Source organism: Bacillus sp. PAMC28571, from assembly GCF_014250435.1.
GTDB classification, from domain to species: Bacteria; Bacillota; Bacilli; order Bacillales; family Bacillaceae; genus Bacillus; species Bacillus safensis.
In genome coordinates, this window is record NZ_CP060191.1 from 1520375 (window position 1) to 1544225 (window position 23851).

General features: G+C 39.5%; 32 protein-coding genes and 1 pseudogene. 17 read left to right on the forward strand and 16 right to left on the reverse strand.

Annotation, left to right across the window (positions count from 1 at the left end; all coding sequences use genetic code 11):
• Nucleotides 1-2: 2 nt before the first annotated feature.
• On the forward strand, nucleotides 3-449 hold the full coding sequence (gene sirA / locus H7F25_RS07485) for a sporulation inhibitor of replication protein SirA (RefSeq protein WP_185854433.1): 447 nt from the start codon (nucleotides 3-5) through the stop codon (nucleotides 447-449).
• Nucleotides 450-533: 84 nt separating this feature from the next.
• Complete coding sequence (locus H7F25_RS07490; RefSeq protein WP_003212379.1) at nucleotides 534-752, forward strand: YneF family protein; 219 nt, start codon at nucleotides 534-536, stop codon at nucleotides 750-752.
• Nucleotides 753-1013: 261 nt separating this feature from the next.
• Here the strand turns inward: H7F25_RS07490 and H7F25_RS07495 are convergent, their stop codons facing one another.
• Nucleotides 1014-1187, reverse strand: coding sequence for an aspartyl-phosphate phosphatase Spo0E family protein (locus H7F25_RS07495; RefSeq protein WP_369810454.1), 174 nt, complete (start codon nucleotides 1185-1187; stop codon nucleotides 1014-1016).
• A gap of 208 nt (nucleotides 1188-1395) precedes the next feature.
• On the opposite strand from H7F25_RS07495, the gene H7F25_RS07500 reads away from it, so the two are divergent.
• Both H7F25_RS07500 and H7F25_RS07505 read left to right on the forward strand, forming a co-directional pair.
• Nucleotides 1396-2103 carry a cytochrome c biogenesis protein CcdA gene (locus H7F25_RS07500; RefSeq protein ID WP_185854434.1) on the forward strand — a complete coding sequence of 236 codons (708 nt, stop codon included), beginning with the start codon at nucleotides 1396-1398 and terminating at the stop codon, nucleotides 2101-2103.
• Nucleotides 2104-2197: 94 nt separating this feature from the next.
• Complete coding sequence (locus H7F25_RS07505; protein ID WP_047203110.1) at nucleotides 2198-2680, forward strand: CcdC family protein; 483 nt, start codon at nucleotides 2198-2200, stop codon at nucleotides 2678-2680.
• Between the two features lie 19 nt (nucleotides 2681-2699).
• Here the strand turns inward: H7F25_RS07505 and H7F25_RS07510 are convergent, their stop codons facing one another.
• The 4 genes from H7F25_RS07510 to sspO all read right to left on the reverse strand — a co-directional run bounded on the left by H7F25_RS07510 (nucleotide 2700) and on the right by sspO (nucleotide 4204).
• Nucleotides 2700-3128 (reverse strand): DUF2621 domain-containing protein, encoded by a 429-nt coding sequence (locus H7F25_RS07510; protein WP_024427086.1) that lies wholly within the window; start codon nucleotides 3126-3128, stop codon nucleotides 2700-2702.
• A gap of 262 nt (nucleotides 3129-3390) precedes the next feature.
• On the reverse strand, nucleotides 3391-3792 hold the full coding sequence (locus tag H7F25_RS07515; protein WP_024425138.1) for an Hsp20/alpha crystallin family protein: 402 nt from the start codon (nucleotides 3790-3792) through the stop codon (nucleotides 3391-3393).
• A gap of 102 nt (nucleotides 3793-3894) precedes the next feature.
• Nucleotides 3895-4041, reverse strand: coding sequence for a small acid-soluble spore protein P (locus H7F25_RS07520; RefSeq protein WP_003211331.1), 147 nt, complete (start codon nucleotides 4039-4041; stop codon nucleotides 3895-3897).
• Between the two features lie 16 nt (nucleotides 4042-4057).
• Nucleotides 4058-4204: a small acid-soluble spore protein O gene (sspO, locus tag H7F25_RS07525; RefSeq protein ID WP_034283440.1), complete on the reverse strand. Its 147-nt coding sequence runs from the start codon at nucleotides 4202-4204 to the stop codon at nucleotides 4058-4060.
• Between the two features lie 220 nt (nucleotides 4205-4424).
• Here sspO and acnA point away from each other — a divergent pair, with 220 nt between their 5' ends.
• From acnA to H7F25_RS07560, 7 genes are all read left to right on the forward strand, one after another.
• Nucleotides 4425-7154, forward strand: a complete 2730-nt coding sequence (acnA, locus tag H7F25_RS07530) for an aconitate hydratase AcnA (protein WP_172881695.1) — start codon at nucleotides 4425-4427, stop codon at nucleotides 7152-7154.
• Nucleotides 7155-7220: 66 nt separating this feature from the next.
• Entirely contained in the window at nucleotides 7221-7724 is a 504-nt protein-coding gene (locus H7F25_RS07535; RefSeq protein WP_024425141.1) for a TlpA family protein disulfide reductase, read from the forward strand.
• Between the two features lie 73 nt (nucleotides 7725-7797).
• Complete coding sequence (locus tag H7F25_RS07540; protein ID WP_003211002.1) at nucleotides 7798-7923, forward strand: FbpB family small basic protein; 126 nt, start codon at nucleotides 7798-7800, stop codon at nucleotides 7921-7923.
• Nucleotides 7924-7977: 54 nt separating this feature from the next.
• Nucleotides 7978-8121 carry an acid-soluble spore protein N gene (locus tag H7F25_RS07545; RefSeq protein WP_008357830.1) on the forward strand — a complete coding sequence of 48 codons (144 nt, stop codon included), beginning with the start codon at nucleotides 7978-7980 and terminating at the stop codon, nucleotides 8119-8121.
• 14 nt (nucleotides 8122-8135) lie between these two features.
• A complete protein-coding gene (gene tlp / locus H7F25_RS07550) occupies nucleotides 8136-8378 on the forward strand; it encodes a small acid-soluble spore protein Tlp (protein WP_024427090.1) in 243 nt (80 codons plus the stop codon).
• A gap of 107 nt (nucleotides 8379-8485) precedes the next feature.
• Entirely contained in the window at nucleotides 8486-8908 is a 423-nt protein-coding gene (locus H7F25_RS07555; RefSeq protein ID WP_024427091.1) for an acyl-CoA thioesterase, read from the forward strand.
• Between the two features lie 3 nt (nucleotides 8909-8911).
• Complete coding sequence (locus tag H7F25_RS07560; protein WP_185854435.1) at nucleotides 8912-9223, forward strand: hypothetical protein; 312 nt, start codon at nucleotides 8912-8914, stop codon at nucleotides 9221-9223.
• Nucleotides 9224-9262: 39 nt separating this feature from the next.
• On the opposite strand, the gene H7F25_RS07565 is transcribed toward H7F25_RS07560, so the two are convergent.
• Nucleotides 9263-9550: a HesB/YadR/YfhF family protein gene (locus H7F25_RS07565; protein WP_056766600.1), complete on the reverse strand. Its 288-nt coding sequence runs from the start codon at nucleotides 9548-9550 to the stop codon at nucleotides 9263-9265.
• A 97-nt stretch (nucleotides 9551-9647) separates the two neighbouring features.
• Nucleotides 9648-10229 (reverse strand): glycerol-3-phosphate 1-O-acyltransferase PlsY, encoded by a 582-nt coding sequence (gene plsY, locus H7F25_RS07570; RefSeq protein ID WP_024425146.1) that lies wholly within the window; start codon nucleotides 10227-10229, stop codon nucleotides 9648-9650.
• A gap of 75 nt (nucleotides 10230-10304) precedes the next feature.
• Here plsY and H7F25_RS19305 point away from each other — a divergent pair, with 75 nt between their 5' ends.
• The 4 genes from H7F25_RS19305 (at nucleotide 10305) to parC (ending at nucleotide 15623) form a co-directional block, all read left to right on the forward strand.
• On the forward strand, nucleotides 10305-10433 hold the full coding sequence (locus H7F25_RS19305; RefSeq protein ID WP_254966706.1) for a hypothetical protein: 129 nt from the start codon (nucleotides 10305-10307) through the stop codon (nucleotides 10431-10433).
• Nucleotides 10384-10797, forward strand: a complete 414-nt coding sequence (locus tag H7F25_RS07575; protein ID WP_185854436.1) for a CoA-binding protein — start codon at nucleotides 10384-10386, stop codon at nucleotides 10795-10797. The genes H7F25_RS19305 and H7F25_RS07575 overlap by 50 nt, the downstream gene beginning before the upstream one ends.
• Before the next feature lie 417 nt (nucleotides 10798-11214).
• Nucleotides 11215-13182 carry a DNA topoisomerase IV subunit B gene (gene parE / locus H7F25_RS07580; protein WP_024425148.1) on the forward strand — a complete coding sequence of 656 codons (1968 nt, stop codon included), beginning with the start codon at nucleotides 11215-11217 and terminating at the stop codon, nucleotides 13180-13182.
• A gap of 2 nt (nucleotides 13183-13184) precedes the next feature.
• Nucleotides 13185-15623: a DNA topoisomerase IV subunit A gene (gene parC, locus H7F25_RS07585; protein WP_024427093.1), complete on the forward strand. Its 2439-nt coding sequence runs from the start codon at nucleotides 13185-13187 to the stop codon at nucleotides 15621-15623.
• A gap of 53 nt (nucleotides 15624-15676) precedes the next feature.
• On the opposite strand, the gene H7F25_RS19310 is transcribed toward parC, so the two are convergent.
• The 3 genes from H7F25_RS19310 to H7F25_RS07595 form a co-directional block, all read right to left on the reverse strand.
• On the reverse strand, nucleotides 15677-15802 hold the full coding sequence (locus H7F25_RS19310) for a hypothetical protein (protein WP_254966705.1): 126 nt from the start codon (nucleotides 15800-15802) through the stop codon (nucleotides 15677-15679).
• 43 nt (nucleotides 15803-15845) lie between these two features.
• Nucleotides 15846-16181, reverse strand: a complete 336-nt coding sequence (locus H7F25_RS07590) for a hypothetical protein (protein WP_024425150.1) — start codon at nucleotides 16179-16181, stop codon at nucleotides 15846-15848.
• Between the two features lie 184 nt (nucleotides 16182-16365).
• Nucleotides 16366-17547, reverse strand: a complete 1182-nt coding sequence (locus H7F25_RS07595) for an MFS transporter (protein WP_185854437.1) — start codon at nucleotides 17545-17547, stop codon at nucleotides 16366-16368.
• A 225-nt stretch (nucleotides 17548-17772) separates the two neighbouring features.
• Between H7F25_RS07595 and H7F25_RS07600 the strand changes: the two genes are divergently transcribed.
• Complete coding sequence (locus tag H7F25_RS07600) at nucleotides 17773-18342, forward strand: sugar O-acetyltransferase (RefSeq protein WP_185854438.1); 570 nt, start codon at nucleotides 17773-17775, stop codon at nucleotides 18340-18342.
• A gap of 228 nt (nucleotides 18343-18570) precedes the next feature.
• On the opposite strand, the gene H7F25_RS07605 is transcribed toward H7F25_RS07600, so the two are convergent.
• A complete protein-coding gene (locus H7F25_RS07605) occupies nucleotides 18571-19152 on the reverse strand; it encodes an NAD(P)H-dependent oxidoreductase (RefSeq protein ID WP_073205741.1) in 582 nt (193 codons plus the stop codon).
• Nucleotides 19153-19274: 122 nt separating this feature from the next.
• Here H7F25_RS07605 and H7F25_RS07610 point away from each other — a divergent pair, with 122 nt between their 5' ends.
• Nucleotides 19275-19616 carry a winged helix-turn-helix transcriptional regulator gene (locus H7F25_RS07610; protein WP_056766608.1) on the forward strand — a complete coding sequence of 114 codons (342 nt, stop codon included), beginning with the start codon at nucleotides 19275-19277 and terminating at the stop codon, nucleotides 19614-19616.
• 294 nt (nucleotides 19617-19910) lie between these two features.
• Here the strand turns inward: H7F25_RS07610 and H7F25_RS07615 are convergent, their stop codons facing one another.
• The 5 genes and pseudogenes from H7F25_RS07615 to H7F25_RS07635 all read right to left on the reverse strand — a co-directional run bounded on the left by H7F25_RS07615 (nucleotide 19911) and on the right by H7F25_RS07635 (nucleotide 23796).
• Entirely contained in the window at nucleotides 19911-20624 is a 714-nt protein-coding gene (locus H7F25_RS07615) for a LutC/YkgG family protein (RefSeq protein ID WP_073205744.1), read from the reverse strand.
• Nucleotides 20624-22048 carry a LutB/LldF family L-lactate oxidation iron-sulfur protein gene (locus H7F25_RS07620; RefSeq protein ID WP_185854439.1) on the reverse strand — a complete coding sequence of 475 codons (1425 nt, stop codon included), beginning with the start codon at nucleotides 22046-22048 and terminating at the stop codon, nucleotides 20624-20626. The genes H7F25_RS07615 and H7F25_RS07620 overlap by 1 nt, the downstream gene beginning before the upstream one ends.
• Before the next feature lie 20 nt (nucleotides 22049-22068).
• A complete protein-coding gene (locus tag H7F25_RS07625) occupies nucleotides 22069-22785 on the reverse strand; it encodes a (Fe-S)-binding protein (RefSeq protein WP_185854440.1) in 717 nt (238 codons plus the stop codon).
• 280 nt (nucleotides 22786-23065) lie between these two features.
• A pseudogene (locus H7F25_RS07630) lies at nucleotides 23066-23296 on the reverse strand (L-rhamnose isomerase); the annotation flags it as partial.
• Complete coding sequence (locus H7F25_RS07635; protein WP_313770565.1) at nucleotides 23275-23796, reverse strand: FGGY family carbohydrate kinase; 522 nt, start codon at nucleotides 23794-23796, stop codon at nucleotides 23275-23277. The pseudogene H7F25_RS07630 and the gene H7F25_RS07635, both read right to left, overlap by 22 nt.
• Nucleotides 23797-23851 lie beyond the last annotated feature (55 nt).

The following is a 23851-nucleotide window of genomic DNA, read 5'->3' on the forward strand; positions in this document are numbered from 1 at the left end:
ACATGGAACGTCATTATTATATTTATTGGATTGAGGATGAATTTGCGCATCACTATTTTGGCAGAGAATCGATTTTGTTTCATTTGTTTGAGTCGTTACATTGGACGAACCGCACTGACGATGAGTTGGTTATGCTTGTGAAGCAAGTGGATTATGTGACGAAACGAATCCCTGCTTTTCATATGCACCAGCGTCTAATGAATAACTTAACGAACATTCACTATACACAAATAGGCTCGATTTACAGCGCTTCCTTACCAGATGGAAAAGGAACTGTAGCATTTATTATTAAAGACCGGTATATTCAAATGTCTGCCACTGGCAGTTATGAGGCAGAAGCCGTGTTTTTTGAAGTGCTGAGAAAAATCAGCCCTTGTTTTCTTGCGATGGACTTTAGTTCAAAGAAACACGGATGGCTCAATCCAGTAAAAGTGAGGAATTTTGTTTAAAAAAATAAAATTGAACGTGAAATGTTGTATAATAGCCTTTTGTTTAGTACACTTTATACGAGACAACATGAAGGAGGAAGAATTATGGATTTATGGGTTGTCATCCTTGTAGGCGTTGTTGCACTGCTTGCAGGAGTTGCACTCGGATTCTTTATTGCTCGTAAGTATATGATGAGCTATTTGAAAAAGAATCCACCGATTAATGAACAAATGCTTCGAATGATGATGATGCAAATGGGCATGAAACCGTCCCAGAAGAAAATCAATCAAATGATGAAAGCCATGAACAACCAAGCGAAATAATACGTACGATATTATGATCATAGATGGAACATGGTTTTAAAGAATGGACAAGCGTTGTCCTTTCTTTATTCAATTCACCTTCATCAGACGCTTAAAACCACTGTACTTGCATGAATGAAGCAGGGAAGGTGGTTTTTATTATGGCGTCAAGAGCATGTGAAAAACAAAAAACCCCTATGTCAGAGGTTTTTGTTTCGTTTATGGTCACACATATCAACTGTTCTAAAAATGGTACGGCATGTTTGATATCATGAAGTATGATTAGTTGGCTGAGTTTGAGTGTAAGTGTCGTTGATATTGTAAGAGGAGATGATCTAGCTGCTGGCTATGTTCGATGGTCACTGTTGATGTCATCCCATTATGCAAGACAACTTTCATCAGCTCTTCTCTTTTTTCTTCGATTTGAGTTAATAATGATGTTTTTACCAAAGTCATGTTCCTTTCATGCAAATCTTGATAAAAAGAATCGATTCTATTATATCCATTTTAAGGTTTATTTTCAAATTTAAAGGATTCATTATCTTGATGTCAAATTAAATTATATAAGGTTTTAAGAGAATAGACCATCTTTATTGAGGTGATGTAAAAAAAATGAAATGATTTTGTCATCTCTTATTGTATATTGTAAGAAGGGGGTGCTCTTTTGACAGATTTGAATTACTTTTTAGCATTTGGAGCAGGATTTCTTTCTTTTATTTCACCGTGCTGTCTGCCGCTTTATCCAGCATTTTTATCGTATATTACGGGCGTTAGTATAGATGAAGTGAAATCCGAGAAGGTGATGCTGAGAAGAAGAAGTCTGCTTCATACTTTATTTTTTTTAGTTGGGTTCTCTATTATATTTATTGCGATTGGCTTTGGGACATCGTTTGTCGGGAAGTTTTTTTATGATTATCATCAAGCGATTCGTCAAATTGGAGCCATCCTCATTATTTTCTTTGGTTTTATGACTCTTGGCGTATTTAAGCCCTCTTTCCTCATGGGCGAAAAGAGAATCCAGTTCAAAAATCGTCCTGCTGGTTTTTTTGGATCCATTCTCATCGGAATGGGCTTTGCCGCTGGATGGACACCTTGTACAGGACCTATTTTATCCGCTGTCATCACACTGGCGAGTAACAATCCTGAGTCGGCTGTCATGTATATGATTGCGTATGTATTCGGATTTGCCGTCCCGTTTTTTATTCTCTCCTTTTTCATTACGAAAATGGCGTGGATCAGAAAACGTCAGCAGCTCATCATGCGAGTTGGCGGAATCATTATGATTGTGGTAGGGATTTTGCTGTTCTTTGATCTTCTGACATGGATTATCATCATGTTCTCATCATTGTTTGGCGGCTTTACAGGCTTTTGAAATCGTTTTCTACAGTCGCGGCGAATGGTTTTTTTTCGTCAATTGGAGTATATTATACATAGGCTGACCTTAAAGAATAAAGGAATGATTTGATATGATGATCTTGATCTCTTCTATAATTGCAATATGTATGGCGGTGGCCGTCATGTTTATTCGCATTAAGTCATCTGCAAAACCTGCAACTGCGAAAAAAATTATTTTACCTCCTATTTTCATGAGCACTGGCGCATTGATGTTTTTTGTTCCTATGTTTCGGGTAACTGGAGCTGAATTTCTAGAAGCGATCACAGTGGGGATGTTTTTCTCCATATTTTTAATCAAAACATCGAAGTTTGAAATTAGAGGCAATGACATCTACTTAAAACGGTCAAAAGCATTTGTGTTCATTCTCATTGGACTTCTTGTCCTTCGTATCGGGATGAAGACCATCCTAAGCTCTTCTATTGATTATGGTTCATTAAGCGGGATGTTTTGGATTCTTGCCTTTGGCATGATCGTGCCTTGGCGGGTTGCCATGTATTTATCGTTTAGAAAGCTGTCTAAACAATTAGATCCGCAGCAGATTCAAATGAATTAAACCTCCTTTTTAAAGGAGGTTATTTTAATAACGATTCATATGGCGAGTGATCAATGTTTTTTTCTTGAAGGCGCTTCAGTAAAAACTTATGATCCCTCTTTGGTGTGGCCATAATGTAGCCGCGAATGATTAAGTCTAAATTAATGCTGGCAGCCTGTTCTTTTAATGCCAGCTCGCCAATTTTACCCGCAATTTTCTCTTTGGCAACATCTCTAAACAGCTCTGGAACAGGTAATACGAGTTCATTTAACAGCTGTTTGTCCTCATCCCGCCATAGGTGAAGGCTCTTTTGAATATATTCATCCTGCCAATCAAGCTCTGATTTACCATCTTCCTTTGGCAATCGTTTTAAAAATTTACGAAACATAAAAAAGCCACCGATTGCGAGTAATCCGATCATCACTGTACCCCAAAATAAAATGAACCACAAAAACCAGCCGCTTAACATGTTCTCACTCCTTATACCCCTTATCTCTCTATTTTATATTACATGAAGAGAGGATAGAAGAAAATAACAAAAATGTATGTCTATTTTCTCTATAAACGCCCTTTTTCATTGATAGCCGCCCATTTACTAGAATGACCCAAACCAATTAGTAGAAAAAGAATACATTATCATATAGCGACTCTACTATTTGGCCATGGTGGTTCGCAAAAGGTATTGACTTGAAACGAACGGGAAGAGAGCCCACCTATATAAAGGTGGGCTCTTAATGTTTGAAGTGCGGGATTTGAAAGGAAAATGCACCGTTTGGATGGTCGGAACATTTTTTAATTTTTATCGATATGATTCGGTTTTCATAATCTGTTTCAATGTCTTTGTCGTTTAAATAAAAAGGGAGCATCACGCTTTTTTCAATTGGCTGTTCTCCTTCACCATTTGGATGCTGTACTGTGTAAGTCAACGTCAGCTCATGTCCAGCAAAGGTCAGCTTTACATCAGTGATCGATAAGGTGGAGACATCGATTTCGATAATATAATCACGGCTTGTTTCATAAAGATCAATTGGGAGGTGTTCATCATACCAGGCAAATGGATCATCCATTAAAACATTGAGCCAATCATCTATTTCAATAAAATCAGAGGAATTCGATTGCTTTTCATTCTCCATAAACACTCCTCCATCACATCTCATAATAAATCATATGATGAAAATGGAAATGTGTGAAAGACCTAAAACATCCCGTGTGGTCACGGGATGAGAGGGGGATCATTACATATCATGATGAGAATTGTGCTTTTGTCTTGTATGGTTGCGGTTTTTCACTTTTTTACTGCCTGATAACGGCTCAGGCTGACCGCCTTGATGCTCCTTAGGAGAGTTTTGACGGATGTCTTTCCCTGTGTTTTTATTCGTCATGATGTTTGGCTCCTTCTTATTGATTCTTTTTACGTTTTTTATTGTTTTGCCTTTGTTCTTCTGTTAAAACGAGCTGATCATCTTCCGTATAGCCTGCGCCATTACCCTGGCTTTTGGCTGCGTTCATGCCATTAATGACATGATTAGCTTTGCGTTTTGTCATGTTCTATCACCTCATTTGTAGTATGAGCCCGCCCCGCTTCGTTTATGAAGAGTAATCATTTCCTAATGATAAGTTAAACTTATTGAATTTAATAAAAGCATTGTTATTTACTTATGTATGAATTTGTTTTAAGATGAAATTGTGAGAAAATTGTGGTGAAATACGACGATTTTTCTGAGAATTGAAATTGATCTTGATCATCAAAAGGGGGATTTTGGACATGTCGAAACAGCAGCAAGTCGCTAAACAAGACGCTTTTCAATCTAGAAAAACGTTTTCGACAAATGGGAAAACGTATCACTATTATTCGTTAGAAGCACTAGAGAAACAAGGAATCGGAAATGTTTCTAAGCTGCCTTATTCCATTAAGGTACTTTTAGAATCAGTGCTTCGCCAAGTAGACGGTAGAGTGATCAAGAAGGAACACGTTGAAAACTTGGCAAAATGGGGAACTGCCGAGGTAAAAGAAATTGATGTTCCGTTTAAACCTTCTCGTGTTATTTTACAAGACTTCACGGGTGTACCAGCAGTCGTTGACCTTGCTTCTTTAAGAAAAGCAATGGCAGATGTAGGCGGGGATCCGGATAAAATCAACCCTGAAATTCCAGTTGACCTTGTGATTGACCACTCAGTACAAGTTGATAAAGCTGGAACTGAAGATGCATTAAACATTAACATGGATTTAGAATTCGAACGTAACGCAGAGCGTTATAACTTCCTTAGCTGGGCAAAGAAAGCGTTTAACAATTACCAAGCTGTTCCGCCTGCAACAGGAATTGTTCACCAAGTGAACTTAGAGTATCTTGCAAGTGTTGTTCATGCGATTGAAGAAGATGGCGAGATCATCACTTACCCAGATACATTAGTTGGAACTGACTCTCATACAACGATGATTAACGGTATCGGTGTACTTGGATGGGGCGTTGGCGGTATCGAAGCGGAAGCTGGTATGCTTGGTCAGCCTTCATACTTCCCAGTACCAGAAGTGATTGGTGCTAAATTAGTTGGAGAGCTTCCAAACGGAACAACTGCAACTGACCTTGCATTAAAAGTCACACAAGTCCTTCGTGAAAAAGGTGTAGTGAACAAGTTCGTTGAGTTCTTCGGACCTGGTGTTGCACAATTGCCGTTAGCAGATCGTGCAACCATTGCGAACATGGCGCCAGAATACGGTGCTACTTGCGGATTCTTCCCAGTAGATGAAGAAGCGCTTGCTTACCTGCGCCTTACTGGACGTGATGAAGAGCAAATTAATATCGTTGAAGAATATTCTCGTGCAAATGGCTTATTCTATACGCCAGATGCAGAAGAACCAATTTTTACTGATGTTGTGGAAATTGATCTTTCTAAGATTGAGTCAAACTTATCTGGTCCTAAACGTCCACAAGATTTGATTCCACTTTCTCAAATGAAAGAGACGTTCCATAAACACATCGAAAGCCCAGCTGGTAACCAAGGGTTTGGCTTAGATAAATCAGAGCTTGATAAACAAATCGAATTTGATCTTGCAAACGGTGAAAAAGCTGTGATGAAGACAGGTGCGATTGCGATTGCAGCGATTACGAGCTGTACGAATACATCGAACCCGTACGTGTTAATCGGAGCAGGTCTTGTTGCGAAGAAAGCAAGTGAGCTCGGTATGAAAGTGCCGAACTACGTGAAAACGTCACTAGCGCCGGGTTCTAAAGTTGTAACAGGGTACCTTGTGAATTCGGGACTTCTTCCATATTTAAAAGACCTCGGATTTAACATTGTTGGATATGGCTGTACAACATGTATCGGAAACTCCGGACCGCTTGAGAAAGAAATTGAAGATGCAGTCTCTGAAAATGATCTGCTGATCACTTCTGTTTTATCAGGTAACCGTAACTTTGAAGGTCGTATTCATCCGCTTGTGAAAGGGAACTACCTTGCATCTCCACCATTAGTTGTGGCTTATGCACTTGCTGGTACGGTGAATATTGATTTAACAAAAGATCCTATCGGTGTCGATAAAAATGGCGAGAACGTTTATTTCAATGACATTTGGCCATCAATGGATGAAATCAACAGCGTCGTTAAGAGCACTGTCACACCTGAGCTATTCCGTTCAGAGTATGAAACTGTTTTTGACAACAATGACCGCTGGAATGAAATTAAAACGACGGATGATGCATTGTATAAATGGGATGAAGATTCCACATACATTGCAAACCCGCCATTCTTTGAAAACCTATCAGTTGAACCTGGTAAAGTTGAACCGCTTAAAGGCTTGCGCGTCGTTGCGAAGTTCGGCGACTCTGTCACAACTGACCATATTTCTCCTGCTGGAGCGATTGGTAAGGACACACCGGCGGGCAAATACTTGCAAGAAAGAGGCGTATCGCCTAGAGACTTTAACTCATATGGATCTCGCCGTGGTAACCACCATGTCATGATGAGAGGTACTTTTGCAAACATCCGTATTAAGAACCAAATTGCACCAGGAACAGAAGGCGGTTATACAACTTACTGGCCAACTGGTGAAGTGACATCGATTTATGATGCATGCATGCGTTATAAAGAGGATGGAACAGGTCTTGCGATCTTAGCAGGTAAAGACTACGGAATGGGTTCTTCACGTGACTGGGCTGCTAAAGGAACAAACCTTCTTGGAATTAAATTTGTTCTAGCTGAAAGCTTTGAGCGTATCCACAGAAGTAACCTTGTCTTCATGGGCGTACTTCCTCTGCAGTTTAAAGATGGAGAAAGTGCAGAAACTCATGGTCTAACAGGAACAGAAACATTTGAAGTTCATGTTGACGAAACAGTTCGTCCACGTGATCTCGTCACTGTGAAAGCAATTGACACAGATGGAAACGAGAAAACGTTTGAAGTGGTGGTTCGCTTTGACAGTGAAGTCGAAATTGACTACTATCGTCATGGCGGTATCCTTCAAATGGTACTTCGCGAAAAATTGGCAAGCAACTAATACAGCAAAGAAGAGAAGGCGATCCAACAGCTTTCTCTTCTTTTTTAAAATAGTGGAGGATCAATCATGTGGAAAAAAGGAATGGCAAGCGCTGTTTTACTTGTGTTGATTGGTTTACTTGCGTGGAATTTATTTGGGCCAAAAGAGCCCGCAATCGGTCTTGAAAAAGGGGATCAAGCCCCTGATTTTGAACTGAAAACCCTTGACGGCAAAACCGCCTCGTTATCTGATTACCGAGGGAAAAAGGTGCTCGTCAATTTTTGGGCGACATGGTGTAAGCCGTGCAGGACAGAAATGCCGGATTTAGACGCGATTAGGAGCGAAAATGACCAAGTTGAAGTACTAGCAGTGAATTTAACGACCACTGAAAAGAGTGTGGATCATGTGGCAGCATTCACAAAAGAATTAAAGGTGAGCTTTCCTGTTTTATTGGACCAAAAAGGCATTCAAGCAAGATATCAGGTGCTTTCATACCCAACGACATACATATTAGATGAAAAAGGACGCATCATGTCTGTGAAGCATCAAATGCTGACAAAAAAAGAAATTGAAAAAGAGCTGGATCTATAATGATTCAGCTCTTTTGCTTATTTTCTAAATGTTTTGGCGAAAATGTAATCATACATATATGGAGGTGAGTGGAATGAGAAGAAGAAAACGACGCACATTTGAAGAGCTTGTGCTTGAAAATAAAAAAGAATTATTAAGCAATGAGGAATTTTTAAACCAGCTTGAAGAAAAGTTGGAAGAACGATTTAGACAGAAATAAGTTATGAATTATCCGTTTTCGTTCATCCTAAAGAAGAGGGAGGGATGAATAATAATGGGTAGAGAGCATGATAAACAAGCACAGTTTACACCAGACCATTTAGGGACAAAACCTGTAGCATACAAACGGAATAAAGGTAAAAAGATGCATAATAAATCAAATGAACAGCCTGATGTGATACAGACGAAGGGCGAATAAGGAGGGGAATCATCATGAATAACGAGTCCTATCAATCCAATCCAGATGATCGTTCTGATAATGTTGAAAAGCTGCAAGATATGATCGAGAACACACTTGACAATATCGATGAATCTGAAGCAGCGATGTCCGTTTCAACAGAGACAGAAAAGCAAATGATCAAACAAAAAAACGAAAACCGCAAAATGAGTATTGACGCGATGCGTTCTGAGATCAAGGACGAAGAAGCGGCAAGAAAGAATGGCTATACCGAATAAACCAGGGATTCCTGGTTTATTTTATTGCCTCTTTTTAGAAGAACCATTTGGAATGTGGTAAAATGGCAGAGACAGACCTTAGGTTTTGATAGGAGAGCGATGAAAACGTGTATGTATCAAAAAAAGAAATAGAAGTCCGTTATGCAGAAACAGATCAAATGGGCATCGTGTATCATGCCAATTATTTAATCTGGATGGAAGTCGGCAGAACAGCATTGATTAAAGAATTAGGGTTTTCCTATGCGCAGCTAGAAGCAGATGGTGCTCTTGCACCTGTTATAGACTTGCAGGTTCAATATAAAAAACCATTGCTGTATGGTGAAACAGCAACCGTTCATACATGGATTGAAGAATATAATGGTGTCAAAACGGTGTATGGCTATGAAATTCAAAAACCTGATGGACAAACAGCGATTACAGGGACAACCTCACATATATGTGTGGATAAAGACACCTTTAGACCTATTCAATTTAGAAAAGCCTTTCCTGCCTGGCATAAAGTATATGAACAGTCGAAGAAGCGGGTTTAATTTATGGCTTTTGGTATTAAACGAAGCGATTTAAACGCTTGGAAATCAGCTGTCCAGCAAGGAAAAGTTGCTTTTTTAACACACTACTGGCTCGATGACCGTTTTCCAAATGCCAATACTGTCACAAAAGCAGCCTGTCAGGATATGAAGCGGTTAGTTGAGTGGGGAGAAAGACATGGACTAAAAAAAGAATGGATTCATGACCGCGAAGGGTTTCCTCATTTTGACTTGATCGGTGAGCCGCAAAAAAGAATTCTGCAAAAGGAACGATCTTTAGGGAACATTCAGGAGTATGGGCTGAATATTGAAGTGTAAAACAAAAAAGATACCCGAGGGATGAGGTATCTTTTTTGTTTATTCATAATGAAATTCTGGTTCTTTCACGGACTCGTTATAATCAATATGCAGATCATGGTTGTCAAAGTACCAAATATCACTTTCCTCAATAAAGAAAGTAATACCTTCTATTTCAGCGGTTGCGCCGGCATTTTGAGGTTCATCTTTTGCGACGCCGAGAGAAAAGCCTTTTTGTACATTACTGCACCCGCCATATCTCACAAAAAAGCGAACTTGATCACCTTTTTCTAAATCTAATTCATTCTTGTACCAATTGAGTGCATCTTCTTTTATCGTTAATTTCAATGTGATCGCCCCTTTTTGAAGTCATGCTGTTTTTAAAATGCAGGATGCAAAAACAGCTTTTCTTTACTTTTACCACATATTTAAATGGATGAAACGGCTAGAGCCATTTGATTTTCGGTTCAGTTTTGTTGAGAATTCGTTTGAGGTTGGCGATGTGTCTGTAGATCACAAAGCCAGCAAGAACGGCAACAACAATGATTAAGAATAGGTCTTTGGTGAATATGCTGTAAATGAATGTATAGATCCCGGTCAGCATAGATGATAGTGAAACATATTTACTAATGTATAAAAATAAGAAAAAAGCAGCGATCATCGTGATAAATAGGAATGGGGCATAAAATAGCAGCACACCGCCTGATGTAGCGACTGCCTTTCCCCCTTTAAATTTTGCAAAGACAGGAAAGCTGTGACCGATAACAGCAGCAACTCCTGCTAATAAGGGATGGATGTCCAGCTGCATGAAAAACGGTAAAGCTGAAGCAAGCGTCCCTTTTAGGATATCAGCAGTAATCACAATAGACCCTGCTTTTACGCCAAGTGTACGAAATGCATTCGTCGCACCTAGGTTTCCGCTGCCATGTTCACGGATATCGATACCCTTTGCAGCTTTCCCGACAATGAGACCGGATGGAATACTGCCGAGAAGATAAGCCAAAATAAACATCAAAGCAATTAACATCTGCATAACTCCTTTATATTCTCCCTCTTGTCTTACATTTTAACATGATCTTGTGAAAAACATGGGGAACTTTTTTTGAAAAAATCGAAAGCAGATGGATTCGGCTTTGTTTTTAAGCAGAAATTCGCTAAAATGGAGGAAAAGGAGTGTCTTGATGAACAATCCTACGAAAGAAGAAATCGGCCGTATATTAAAAAGCAGTAAACGAATTGCTGTTGTTGGATTATCAGATCAGCCGCACCGGACGTCTTATATGGTGTCTAAGGCGATGCAGGATGCCGGGTATGAGATGATCCCAGTGAATCCAAAGATCGATGAAGCACTCGGTGTGAAAGCAGTCGCTTCTTTAAAAGATATAAAAGAGCCTGTTGATATCGTCAATGTCTTTAGACGTTCAGAGTTTTTACCAGAGGTGGCAGAAGAGTTTCTCGAAATAGACGCACCTGTTTTTTGGGCGCAGCAAGGCATATATCACGAAGAAGCGAAAAGGCTGATTGAGGAAAATGGCAAGGTCGCCATCATGGATTTATGTATCAAGGTGGCCCATGCGATGACAAAAACTCATTAAATCGTCAAAAATCCTTGGTTTTTCAAGGATTTTTGCTTTTTTGTTGCAGAAATATATTTGCGATTCTGAAAGAAAGCGATAAAATAAGGCGACAGGGACATATCGGCGGCCTTGCATATCGAGAAAAAGAGCGATAAGATAAATATAGAACATTTGTTCTGTTTTGCTAAAACCATCATATGATTGCATTTGGCTTATGAAACAGTCTTGTTTATAATGGACTTCTAGTTCTGATTGCAGAATGTAGAATGATTCTCATAGCTGTGCAAAAGAGCATGTATTGGTGAATGACACATGCATGATGATGATGCAGCTTATTAAAGTGGACAGTAATGAGCAGCATGATCATCATTAAAATCTAGAGAGATCATTTGATGATTAGCCGGTTATGTTTGTTAGTGAAAGGGGATTAAGCATTTGGTTAAAAAGCAGCAAGTAGATTATAACGATGATTCTATTCAGGTGCTAGAGGGGCTTGAAGCGGTCCGTAAACGTCCAGGGATGTATATTGGATCTACGGATTCGCGCGGTCTTCATCACCTTGTCTATGAGATTGTAGACAACTCTGTCGATGAAGTGCTCGCTGGCCATGGAGATCATATCATTGTCAAAATACATAAAGATAACAGCATTTCCGTCCAAGATAAAGGGCGTGGAATGCCTACTGGTATGCATAAGCTTGGAAAACCGACACCCGAGATCATTTTAACGGTCCTGCACGCAGGCGGAAAATTTGGTCAAGGCGGATATAAAACAAGTGGTGGACTTCACGGAGTTGGGGCATCTGTTGTGAACGCGCTGTCAGAATGGCTCACTGTCACAATTGAACGTGACGGATTTATTTATCATCAGCGCTTTGAAAACGGCGGTAAACCTGTCACATCACTCGAAAAAATCGGAAAATCGAAAAAAACGGGAACACTGATTCATTTTAAGCCTGACCCTACCATGTTCAGTGTTACGACCTATAATTTCGATACATTATCAGAGCGTTTAAGAGAATCTGCCTTTTTATTAAAAGGGTTAAAAATAGAGCTGATCGATGAACGGCATGATGTACAAGAAACGTTTTATTATGAGACAGGCATTGAAGCCTTTGTTGCTTATTTAAATGAAGAAAAAGATGTTCTGAGTGAAGTCGTCTCATTTGAAGGAGAGCATCAGTCCATTGAAGTAGATTTTGCTTTTCAATTTAATGATGGCTATTCGGAAAATATCCTTTCCTTCGTTAATAACGTCAGAACAAAAGATGGCGGAACACATGAGTCTGGTGCCAAAACGGCCATGACGAGAGCCTTTAACGAATATGCTCGCAAAGTCGCTCTTTTAAAAGAAAAAGACAAAAATTTAGAAGGTACTGATATTCGCGAAGGACTGTCTGCTATTATTTCTGTCAGAATTCCTGAAGAACTGCTTCAATTTGAAGGGCAGACAAAAGGAAAGCTTGGGACAAGTGAGGCACGTTCAGCTGTTGATGCTGTCATTTCTGAAAAACTTGCGTATTTCCTTGAAGAAAACCGGGAAACAGCCACTCTTCTTGTGAAAAAAGCAATTAAAGCGCAGCAGGCAAGAGAGGCTGCTAGAAAAGCCCGTGAAGAAGCAAGGAGCGGTAAGAAACGGAAAAAGTCTGAAGCCACGCTGAGCGGAAAATTAACACCTGCCCAATCTAGAAACCCAGCAAGAAACGAACTATACCTAGTAGAGGGTGACTCAGCGGGCGGGTCAGCAAAACAGGGGCGCGACCGTAAATTCCAGGCGGTGCTGCCGCTGCGCGGAAAGGTCATCAATACAGAAAAAGCAAAGCTTGCTGATATTTTCAAAAACGAAGAAATCAACACCATTATTCATGCAATTGGTGGAGGCGTCGGTGTCGATTTTAATGTAGAAGACATCAATTATGACAAAATCGTGATCATGACAGATGCGGATACGGATGGAGCGCATATTCAAGTGCTTCTCTTAACATTCTTCTACCGCTATATGAAGCCGCTGATTGAGCATGGCAAAGTGTTTATTGCACTCCCGCCTTTATATAAAGTCAGCAAAGGCTCAGGGAAAAAAGAAATCATTGAGTACGCATGGTCTGATGAAGAAATGGATGACGTTTTGAAGAAAGTTGGAAAAGGGTACACGATTCAGCGCTACAAAGGGTTAGGTGAAATGAATGCCGACCAGCTATGGGAAACGACAATGAATCCAGAATCGAGAACACTTGTCAGGGTCAAAATTGATGATGCTGCACGTGTGGAACGCCGCGTCACAACTCTAATGGGTGACAAAGTAGAACCACGCCGTAAATGGATTGAAAAGAATGTCGCCTTTGGACTTGATGAGGAAAGCAACATTCTTGAAAATGAAAACTTGTCGCTAGCTGAGGAGGTTTAAACATGGCACAACAAGAACGATTTCATGATTTACCATTAGAAGAAGTAATCGGGGACCGCTTTGGCCGCTATAGTAAATATATTATCCAAGACCGTGCGCTTCCAGATGCACGTGATGGACTAAAACCTGTACAACGAAGAATTTTATATGCGATGTATGCAGAAGGAAATACGCAGGATAAAAACTTCCGTAAAGCCGCTAAAACAGTCGGTAACGTGATTGGTAACTATCACCCGCACGGAGACTCATCTGTTTATGAAGCGATGGTAAGAATGAGTCAGGAGTGGAAAGTACGAAATGTACTGATTGAGATGCATGGGAATAACGGGAGTATCGATGGTGATCCGCCTGCTGCCATGCGTTATACGGAAGCAAGGCTGTCTGCTATTGCTTCAGAGCTTTTAAAGGACTTAGACAAGGAAACGGTCGAATTTGTCGCAAACTTTGATGATACAAGCAAAGAGCCCGTTGTATTACCAGCGATGTTCCCAAACCTTCTTGTGAACGGATCAACAGGGATTTCAGCCGGGTATGCCACTGATATCCCGCCGCATCACTTGGGAGAAGTCATTGATGGCGTTATTAAACGAATCGAACAGCCGCATTGTACGGTTGAGGATTTAATGACGGTCATCAAAGGGCCAGATTTCCCAACAGGCGGTATCATTCAAGGTGTAGACGGTATTAAGAAGGCGTATGAAACAGGAAAAGGAAAGATTATGATTCGAGGCAAAGCGGAGATTGAAACCATCCGCGGCGGACGCCAGCAAATCGTGATCACAGAAATTCCTTATGAAGTGAATAAAGCCAATCTTGTCAAAAAGATGGACGAGTTCCGAATTGAAAGAAAAGTAGAAGGCATTTCAGAGGTCCGAGATGAGACAGACCGTACTGGGCTTCGAATCGTAGTAGAGCTGAAAAAAGAAGCAGATGCAAATGGTGTGCTGAATTTCTTATATAAAAACTCAGATCTGCAAATCCCATATAACTTTAATATGGTAGCGATACATAATCGAAGACCGACCTTAATGACGCTCACCACTGTACTAGATGCATATATTGCCCATCAAAAAGAAGTGGTGACGAACCGCTCAGCGTACGAGCTTCGAAAAGCGAAGGAACGCCACCATATTGTAGACGGATTAATTAAGGCACTTTCCATCTTAGATGAAGTTATTGCCACAATTCGCTCCTCTAATGATAAGCGTGATGCAAAGAACAACTTGATGGCCAAATATGACTTTACAGAAGCACAATCAGAAGCGATTGTTTCACTCCAGTTATATCGTTTAACGAATACAGATATTACGCAATTAAGAGACGAAGCAAGAGAGCTAGATGTGCGCATAGCAGAGCTTGAAGACATTTTAGCGAACGAGAAAAAGCTGCTGAAGGTCATTACAAACAGCCTGAAAAAGCTCAAAAAGACATATGCTGATGAGAGAAGATCCGTTATTGAGGAAAAAATCGAAGAAATTAAGATTAACCTTGAAGTGATGATCGCATCAGAGGATGTATACGTCACAGTCACAAAGGATGGTTACATCAAACGGACAAGCCAGCGCTCCTATGCTGCCTCTAACGGTAAGGACTTTGGCATGAAGGATACTGACCGTTTGATTCATCAGTTTGAAATGAATACAACGGATGTTCTTCTGCTGTTTACGAATAAAGGAAGCTACATTTATTGTCCTGTTCACCAGCTGCCAGATATACGCTGGAAAGACATGGGGCAGCATATTACGAATATCATTTCGATTGATCGCGAGGAATCAATCCAAAAAGCCATTCCAATAAAAGAATTTGATGAAACGTCATATCTTTTATTCTTTACGAAAGGCGGAATGGTGAAGAAAACAGAGCTTCTTCAATATAAGGCGCAGCGTTATTCGAAACCGCTTGTTGCCTTGAACCTAAAAGGTGACGATGAACTCGTCGATGTTCATGTCACAACAGGACAGCAGGAATTGTTTATTGCAACGAAAAATGGTTACGGTTTGTGGTTTGATGAAGAAGAAGTAAGTGTTGTTGGACCGAGAGCGGCCGGCGTCAAAGGAATCAACTTGAAGGAAGGGGACGAGGTAGTCTCTGGCCAGATCATTGATCCGAAAAACGATGTCCTTGTGCTCACGACACAAAGAGGGGCTGTAAAGCGAATGAACCTCTCTGAATTTGATAAAACATCAAGAGCGAAACGCGGAGTTCTTATGCTGAGAGAATTAAAGAAAAACCCGCACCGTATTGTGGCTGTGATCGCTGCAGCGCTGCACGATACACTTGAGATAGATACCGAAAAAGGTACAACGATTCCACTTGATATTTCTACTTTAAGAGCAAATGACCGCTATAGCAATGGATCATTTATTGTAGATGAGGAAGAGCAGGGAGAAGTGACTCATGTCCTTCTGACACCTGAACCTGCACCAGATGACAATAAATAAGCAAACGAAAACCCCCTGCGACTGGCAGGGGGTTTCTTTTATATACGGGTCATTTAGCTCTCGTGGTTGCCAAACATGCTTGTAATGGCGTGCACTACTTCAATTCCTTGGTAAACGAAAAGAGAAAGTGAAGTGACAGAGAAAAGACCTAGAATGAAAATTCTTAAGAAAAATAACATCGTGTAAAACCTCCCAATTTTTGTTTTGATTTAGATGGTTGGGTTAAACACGAGCTTGTCGGAAATAAGAAGATTGATAGAACACTGCAAGTAAATGCTTCTTTTTCCGGTCAAATCGATCAGTATGAGTGATGCGTGCAAATCCAGCTGTCATACTGCCAATAATCAGCAGTGCTGTAAATGCGGCAAATACTGCGTTCACATGTTTTTGTTTCTTTTCATCGCCCATTGTCTGGACGATTTTCATTTCATGTGATTCTTGATCGGCAACCACCTTAGCATGATGGTATACCTGAACGGAATGAGGCATTGAGAACAAATGAAAACTTGCAAGTGCTATGCATAAAACACCTAATTTTAATAGCATATTTTTTTTCATTTTTCTCACCCCTTCCTGGTTATTTTCATGATCTTACCACGTTTTCAGTTATTTGAAAAGTCTTATTTTTTTACTTTCCCTCTTTAAAAAAGCGATAAACATCACGACATCTATAGGACTGTTTCACTTCATGAAAGGTTTCAATTTTATTTTTTAAATTTAAAAAAAGTGCCATGATCAAGGATCAGACACTTTTAGTCGCTTGTAATGAATGTGGTTTTGCTACAGCTTTAGTAAAGATTCCTGCAATACATATGGCAAATAGAACAAAGATAAAGGCATGAAGGAGTCCAACCTGATTGGCAAGCAGCCCTAAAATAGGAGGACCGGAAAGGGAGGCGGTGTAACCAGATAAGGTCACAATACTAACGCGTTTGACCGCGTACCGGCTATCATCGCCAGCAGCAGAAATAGTTAGCGGAAAGCCTAAAGATGCGCCAAGTCCCCATAAAAAGATTGATATCATACATACAACAAGTGAAATCTTCAAAATGACTAAGAATAGGCCGGCAGCTGCTGATAAAATCGCAACTCTTAGTAACAGTACTCTGCCAAAGCGATCGATCAAACGTCCGCTGATCAGTCTGCCGCTAATCATGCCGCACAAAAACAAAGCATAGATGACCGTACTCATGGAATGTGAAACTTGGTAGCCATCCACCATTGCAAGTGGAATCCAATCATTGGCGGAGCCTTCGACAAACGCAAGACATAAGGCGATCATCGCAAGAGATATCGTTCGTTTGTTCAGCCATGCCGTTTGAGTAGGCTCAACTGTATCGGACTGTTTCTCATGCTGATCCTTTCCTGTCCCGTGCGGAATAAACCGTGTACAAATCAATATGCTGAGGAAAAGCAGAAGGGCAATAGCGAGAAGGTGTATCAATACAGAAACCCCTAAATGGATAAAAAGAATACCAGCACCTGCTCCAATAAAAGTCCCAATGCTAAAGGAAGCGTGCAATATAGGCAGAATGGTTTTCTTGATGCTGTACTCAATCTCTGTTCCTTCTAAGTTCATCGCTACATTGCACATGCCAGAGCCTGCGCCAAAAAGAAAAAGACCAGAAGTGACGACAAAGATAGAAGAGAGTGTTGAACCAATGGCAAGAGTAGTAAATCCAAGGAACATCAAAAAAGCACTGATCACAATCGCCACTCGGCCGCCTTTTTTGCGGACGAATACATTTGAAAGAACAAGCCCAACAATTGAACCAACGGATAAACCGAGTAAAATAAGTCCCATTGTTCCTGTGTTTGCTTGTAATAAATCTCTCACTTCCGGTGTCCGTGAAAACCATGTAGAAATGGAGATACCAGACATCGTAAAGATCACAATAATTGCTTTATACCACTTTAATTCCATCTAATCCCTCACATTTAAAGATATATATGTTATTGAACAAATCTACTCGATTATAAATGAGACTTGCTGATTCGTAAATAACTTGCTGGAGGAACAAGGTCAATTCTAGTCAAAAGAAATCATTCCTTCCCAATTCTTATGATGAGAAGGTAAAATAAACATAAAGGGGGCGGTAGGATGTAATCATATCGCATCGGTATAAATAGAAGGGAGGAGGAGACCAACATGAAAAGTGAAAAGGAAAAAATGATTCAAGGAGAACATTATGTATCTAGTGACCAAACACTGATCGCAGATCGTGAAAGAGCGAGACAATTGACATACGCATATCAGCAAACCAATCAGCAAGAAAAAAGAACATCCATTTTAAAGGAATTATTAGGCGCTTGCGGAAATGATGTCGTTTTTGAAGGAAGACTGCAGTGCGATTACGGATACAATATCGAGATTGGTGAGCATTTTTTTGCGAATTTTGATGCAGTGTTATTAGACGTTTGTAAAATTACCATTGGACATCATTGTTTATTAGGTCCGAATGTACATATTTATACGGCTGGACACCCGCTTGACCCGATAGAACGTGCAAAAGGCATTGAATTCGGCAAACCAGTCACCATTGGAAACCATGTATGGATTGGCGGCGGTGCTATTATTAATCTAGGTGTCACAATTGGCGACAATGCTGTCATTGCATCTGGTGCCGTTGTGACAAAAAATGTTCCAGCAAATGTGGTGGTTGGCGGAAATCCTGCGAAAATCATTAAATATCTTGATGAATCAAAATCTGGCGAATAACGTTGGATTTTGATTTTTTCTATTTTGTCTCAATAAGATAAGTATACTTAATTTTGAGACGAGGGAAATTCATTGTTTGTTTAACTTCCTAGAATATATATTATGTAAACTAGGAAATGAGAATACATATTTGAGTGTCGATATTTAATTTCACAACCTCTACCACTTTCTCAATAAATTAAATCAGTCGTAAAGGTTGTGCCTTTCCTTATTGGCTGCTACAGTAAATTAAATACTTTGGGATATTTCGTTTAAAAATACTTTCCTCTTTTCATCTGTTGTTAAGTTAACTCTCGAAAAATGAATCCATTTGGTGTCTTCGTTTTTAATTCCCAAGTCAGCAAGAGTTCTGTTAATAAAAACGCTTTGAATCGCATTCCCACCTTCAGATTCTATATAATCCTTATCTGTTGTAGATGTTGAGATCACGGTTGTTTTTTTAATATTTGTCAATAAACCTTTTAAAGCCCCAGTGTTTTTATCTTCCAAGAATGCGAAACCTCTTAACATGACTTTATCAATAAATCCTTTTAAAATTGCAGGTAAATCCCACCACCAGACAGGAAATATAAATATTAATTCAGTTGACTGACTTAATTTCTTTTGATAATCCTTAACTAATTGATCAGGCGTTTCTCCTTTATGAAAATACTTCAATTCCTCAGCTGAAAAAACGGGATTAAACCCATCTTTATATAAATCGATCACTTGAAATGGTTCTCTCTTTGTTTCTAGATTTTCTGTAATGGAAGTCAAAATGGCATGATTATAGCTTCCATCCCAAGGATGTGCATAGACAATTGTTTTCATGATTCATTCACCCTTTTTTGTTATTTTCATCATATTTTGATGTACATTCATTTTATTGTATGCTATAACGTACTACAAGTACGGTAATTAAAGTGCGATACTAACCTAAAGGAGAGTGTGAAATGACCAAAGAATCCTTTACAGCTCATGTTGATCTAAAAGAAACTGGATTTGGGTACACTTTATCATTAATTGGTGGGAAATATAAGATGACGGTACTGTATGCTTTATATGCAAACAATGCGCCTATTCGCTATAATCAGTTGAAACGAATGCTTGGGGCAATCTCTTTTAAAACATTAACCAATACACTAAAAGAGCTTGAAGCAGATCAGTTAATTAATCGTAAAGAATATCCTCAAGTGCCTCCAAAAGTAGAATATAGTTTATCGGAAAAGGGATTATCATTGATCCCTGTATTAGATGCGATTTGCTATTGGGGTGAAGAACAAATGAAAAAATAGTTAGACGTTGAGTGAAATTGTACTTTTAGGCAAAAGGGTGTACATTCAGTCAAAAAAAGAGCATCTCTCTTGAGATACTCTAAGAACATTGATAAATCTCATGGAATATTAAGTTGTCTTTCTCTTATTTTTTGTTTGAGTTATGCTGCAAATAAACAACATGAGTTTGTAAAAATTCTTCTAACCCATGTTTACCATCTGCTCCGCCAATTCCAGATTTCTTACGACCTGCGTGGAATCCTTGAAAAAAATAGAGATTCCAAATGGAAACTCTATTTTTTATATCAACCAACCTTACACAATGAAATAAAAAGCTTTTAAAGGTCCATGCACACCTACGACCAAATTCATTTCGATATCTGCAGAATTACTTGGTCCAGAAATAAAGTGAATACAAGAAGCAACAGCTTCTCCCTTTTCCACACGTTGGTTTAGGTCAGAAACAGCCTGTGTAATACGTGCCACAATCGTTTCACGCGGGATAATCGTGACATAGACAGTCGGCAAAAAGTGAAGTGCCCGCCCTTGTCCCTCATGAGTTTTTACAACAATTGTTCCTGACTCGGCAAGTGCATAGTCACTGAATGTAATACCAATATTGGCTTTTTCGGCGAGTGAATGATTCGCTTCACGTCCTCTTTTTGAATCCCATACATGTACCTCTATATTTTCTTCCGGCCATTCTTTTTCAAGTAAATCTGTTAAGCCATATTCTTTGAAACGTGAATCTTGGGCTGTCATTACAGGCCCCCCGCCATGTTCAGCAACAATTTTCTTTAAAGCTTCAGCTAAGTGATCTTTTGTTGTTTCAAAAACAGTGGTATGAATTTTGCTGCAGTGCTCTGTGAACGTAGCGATTAACTCCTTTTCTGTATAACCTTTCATTACATTCCAATTTACGTTATTCTTCCACTCTGGTCGGACAACACCACTTATTCGTCTTTCCCGTCCCAGTTGTTTAGCCACATGATTTAAAAAAACTTCCTGATTTTGAGCTGTTCCTCTCATTACTTTTCACCACCTTTTTTATGATTGTCAAACCAGTCTCGAAAACGTTCTTTACTTGGAGCTGGGAATTCTCGAATTTCAGTCCAATTTTTTAATGGGCCAATTCCTTTGGAGACTCGATCTCCTGATACAATGGGCTTCATAGCTGCAGGTGCCATTTTTGTACCTAGTTTGTATAGAGCAGCAGATGATGCTCCCATTCCAAACATTTTCATCGCTAGTTTCTCACCGAGAGGAGCACGTCCTTCTTTTTCAACAATTACTTGACGATGTTTTAAAAGTAGTTCGTGTAGCGGAATTTTAACTGGACAAGCATCAGTACATGCTGCACAAAGAGTTGATGCATATGGCAGTTCTTTATAATCGTCATATCCACCTAATAGTGGACTTAATACTGCACCAATTGGCCCCGGATAGATAGAGCCATAAGAATGTCCTCCGACATGACGATATACTGGACATACATTAATACATGCCGCACAACGGATGCATTGTAATACTTGTTGGAACTCAGACCCTAAGATTTCAGAACGGCCGTTATCAACGACAACAAGGTGAAATTCTTCTGGACCATCTGCCTCTTCTTCATATTTAGGCCCTACTGTTGTAATGTAACTTGTTAGCTTTTGCCCTACTGCACTTCTGCAAAGCAATCCAACGAGTACATCCAGCTCCTCCATTGTTGGTACAAGACGTTCCATTCCCATTACAGCGATTTGCGTTTTTGGAATAGCAGTTACAAGATCTGCATTTCCTTCATTGGTCACTAAACAAATTGATCCTGTATTTGCAACGGCAAAGTTGCAACCGGTGACACCGATTTCTGCTTCAAGAAATTTTTCGCGCAGGATTTTACGAACAAATTTTGTCATCTCGTAAGGATCTTCCGACTTTCCATAACCTAGTTTTTCTTGAAATACATCACGAATTTGTTCTTTTTTCATATGAAGAGCCGGCGCTACGATGTGGGAAGGTGGTTCATGATCATCAACTTGCAAAATGTATTCGCCAAGGTCACTTTCTACCACTTCACAACCTATGTCTTCTAAAGTTTTATTCATTTCGATTTCTTCGGTTACCATTGATTTGGATTTCACGACTTTCTTGGCTTGTTTTTTTTCTGCAACTTCCTTCATGTATTGAGCGGCGTCTTCTTTTGTTTTCGCAAAAAAGACATGTCCCCCGCGTTTTGTAACATTTTCACTTAATTGCATTAAGTAATAATCTAAATTCTCCAGCGTGTGTTGACGGATTTGCTCCCCTAAATCGCGCCATTCTTCCCAGTTCCCAAGCTCTTCACTAGCTGTCAAACGACGTGTATACAGGCGTTCTTGAGCTGTAGACACAGCTTCACGCATCGTAGAATCTTGGATTCCTTTATCAATACGTTCATTAAATTTTTTATCACTAATTTTCATGCTCATGTCGTGTTCCCCCCCTTGAATTAACGGCTATTTAATACCTCTGCAATATGCAGTACCTGCGCTGATTTTCCTAAACGTTCTATTCGTCCTCCAATATTCATTAAACATCCACAATCTGCACTAATTAAATAGTCCGCACCGGTCTGTTCAACACTTTCCACTTTTTCGTCTACCATTTGTTCAGATATTGGCATCATTTTCACAGAAAAAGTTCCACCAAATCCACAGCAATTTTGGGCGTTGGGAAGGTGCTCAACCTCTAATTCTTTTACATTAGAAAGCAGCGTAAAAGGTGCTTCCTTCACACCTAGCAAACGTGTCATATGACAAGATGTATGATAGGTCGCTTTCCCTTTTAAACGTGCCCCTACATCTGTAACCTTTAACACCTCTACGATAAATTGAGTTAGTTCATACGTTTTCTCAGCAAGACGCCTTGCTCGCTCCTCCCATTGAAAATCTCCTTTGAATATATGTGGATATTCGTGGAACATCGCTGCACAAGAACCAGAGGGAGTTACTATATACTCTGCATCTGCAAAGGTTTGAATCATATTTTTCGCTGCTTGCTTGGCTTCGGCAACATAGCCACTATTATAGGCGGGCTGGCCACAACATACTTGTGATGTAGGAAAGGATACTTCACAACCAAGGTGTTCAAGTATCTCAACTGTTGCCTTACCGACATTCGGCTGGAAAGTATCAATTAAACATGTAATAAATAAGCTCACTTTCAATTTTAAAACCTCCTCTTAACGAATATTTAGATTTACCTGGTCGGCTGATGACTGAAAAGTAAAAGCAGGCCCCTTCTTTCATAAGTATTTTATTGTGTATTCTCCATGTGAGATGAATATGATTCCCTTCAATTAGCACGCGTAGAGTGGAAAAAACATTGAGTTGTAACCTATTCATCTAAAAAGGAATCCTTGTAATATAAACAGGGGAATTGATCTATTAGACCCTTCCCCTGACTGTATCTCTTTGTAAATTTACTAGTTAGCCTTTCATGATTTTTTAGGCTAAAACAGGGTTTCTTTTTGTTAATACATCTTGCTCATATTGTTTCACTTCTTCCAGCCATGTTTCTTTTAAAGGCACGCCCATTTTTTCACAATAGTAATCCCAGATTGCACCGAAAGGATACGTTTTGAATTCCTCTATTAATGCTAATCTTTCTGTAAAGTTTCCATCTTCCTGTAACTCTTTTAAATGTTCATTTGGTACTAACATTTTATTAAATAATGAAAATAGTCAGGAACCATTAGAAAAGATTTTGCATTTTCTAAAATCTCCGGATGATTTTGTTTAATTGAATAAAGTTGATAAATCGTATTAAATTTTTGAAATTGAATTCCTGTCTCTAGATACAGACGTTCCTTCATGAATGTTTTAAAAACCTCATCCATCATCCCGTCTGTTCTCGAATCGCGATAGGCAACAAAATCTGTTAAAGGTTTGTTCCATTTATCTAGTAAAACAAAGTCTACTGCCCATGTATCAATACCGATACTTTCTGGAGATAATCCCATTTCACTACATTGATGAATTCCCTTTTTTATTTCTTCAAATAATCGATCAAGCTCCCAGCAAAACTGGCCATTTTTTTGGACCATTTTATTCTCGAAACGGTGGATTTCTTTTAGATTTAAAAGTCCATCTTCAAGATGACCCGCTATTAATCTTCCACTAGAAGCACCAATATCAACTGCTAAACAACATTTCTTCATTTTAATCACCCTTTGCATGAAAGCGTTTGCTTATGTCTTTATATTAATCCAGCTAAAAGGAGAAAATAATGTC

Excerpts from the sequence above, each read along its gene's own strand:
- H7F25_RS07575 (WP_185854436.1), top strand. The coding sequence starts at position 10,384 with ATGAACAATCCTACGAAAGAAGAAATCGGCCGTATATTAAAAAGCAGT.
- H7F25_RS07600 (WP_185854438.1), top strand. The coding sequence starts at position 17,773 with ATGAAAAGTGAAAAGGAAAAAATGATTCAAGGAGAACATTATGTATCT.
- acnA (WP_172881695.1), top strand. The coding sequence starts at position 4,425 with ATGTCGAAACAGCAGCAAGTCGCTAAACAAGACGCTTTTCAATCTAGA.
- tlp (WP_024427090.1), top strand. The coding sequence starts at position 8,136 with ATGAATAACGAGTCCTATCAATCCAATCCAGATGATCGTTCTGATAAT.
- H7F25_RS07495 (WP_369810454.1), bottom strand. The coding sequence starts at position 1,187 with ATGACTTTGGTAAAAACATCATTATTAACTCAAATCGAAGAAAAAAGA.
- sspO (WP_034283440.1), bottom strand. The coding sequence starts at position 4,204 with ATGACAAAACGCAAAGCTAATCATGTCATTAATGGCATGAACGCAGCC.
- H7F25_RS07560 (WP_185854435.1), top strand. The coding sequence starts at position 8,912 with ATGGCTTTTGGTATTAAACGAAGCGATTTAAACGCTTGGAAATCAGCT.
- sirA (WP_185854433.1), top strand. The coding sequence starts at position 3 with ATGGAACGTCATTATTATATTTATTGGATTGAGGATGAATTTGCGCAT.
- plsY (WP_024425146.1), bottom strand. The coding sequence starts at position 10,229 with ATGTTAATTGCTTTGATGTTTATTTTGGCTTATCTTCTCGGCAGTATT.
- H7F25_RS19310 (WP_254966705.1), bottom strand. The coding sequence starts at position 15,802 with ATGTTATTTTTCTTAAGAATTTTCATTCTAGGTCTTTTCTCTGTCACT.
- H7F25_RS07595 (WP_185854437.1), bottom strand. The coding sequence starts at position 17,547 with ATGGAATTAAAGTGGTATAAAGCAATTATTGTGATCTTTACGATGTCT.
- H7F25_RS07535 (WP_024425141.1), top strand. The coding sequence starts at position 7,221 with ATGTGGAAAAAAGGAATGGCAAGCGCTGTTTTACTTGTGTTGATTGGT.
- H7F25_RS07620 (WP_185854439.1), bottom strand. The coding sequence starts at position 22,048 with ATGAGCATGAAAATTAGTGATAAAAAATTTAATGAACGTATTGATAAA.
- H7F25_RS07590 (WP_024425150.1), bottom strand. The coding sequence starts at position 16,181 with ATGAAAAAAAATATGCTATTAAAATTAGGTGTTTTATGCATAGCACTT.
- parC (WP_024427093.1), top strand. The coding sequence starts at position 13,185 with ATGGCACAACAAGAACGATTTCATGATTTACCATTAGAAGAAGTAATC.
- H7F25_RS07615 (WP_073205744.1), bottom strand. The coding sequence starts at position 20,624 with ATGAGAGGAACAGCTCAAAATCAGGAAGTTTTTTTAAATCATGTGGCT.
- H7F25_RS07515 (WP_024425138.1), bottom strand. The coding sequence starts at position 3,792 with ATGGAGAATGAAAAGCAATCGAATTCCTCTGATTTTATTGAAATAGAT.
- H7F25_RS07545 (WP_008357830.1), top strand. The coding sequence starts at position 7,978 with ATGGGTAGAGAGCATGATAAACAAGCACAGTTTACACCAGACCATTTA.
- H7F25_RS07520 (WP_003211331.1), bottom strand. The coding sequence starts at position 4,041 with ATGACGAATAAAAACACAGGGAAAGACATCCGTCAAAACTCTCCTAAG.
- H7F25_RS07610 (WP_056766608.1), top strand. The coding sequence starts at position 19,275 with ATGACCAAAGAATCCTTTACAGCTCATGTTGATCTAAAAGAAACTGGA.
- H7F25_RS07605 (WP_073205741.1), bottom strand. The coding sequence starts at position 19,152 with ATGAAAACAATTGTCTATGCACATCCTTGGGATGGAAGCTATAATCAT.
- H7F25_RS07635 (WP_313770565.1), bottom strand. The coding sequence starts at position 23,796 with ATGCAAAGGGTGATTAAAATGAAGAAATGTTGTTTAGCAGTTGATATT.
- H7F25_RS07510 (WP_024427086.1), bottom strand. The coding sequence starts at position 3,128 with ATGTTAAGCGGCTGGTTTTTGTGGTTCATTTTATTTTGGGGTACAGTG.
- H7F25_RS07490 (WP_003212379.1), top strand. The coding sequence starts at position 534 with ATGGATTTATGGGTTGTCATCCTTGTAGGCGTTGTTGCACTGCTTGCA.
- H7F25_RS07540 (WP_003211002.1), top strand. The coding sequence starts at position 7,798 with ATGAGAAGAAGAAAACGACGCACATTTGAAGAGCTTGTGCTTGAAAAT.
- H7F25_RS07505 (WP_047203110.1), top strand. The coding sequence starts at position 2,198 with ATGATGATCTTGATCTCTTCTATAATTGCAATATGTATGGCGGTGGCC.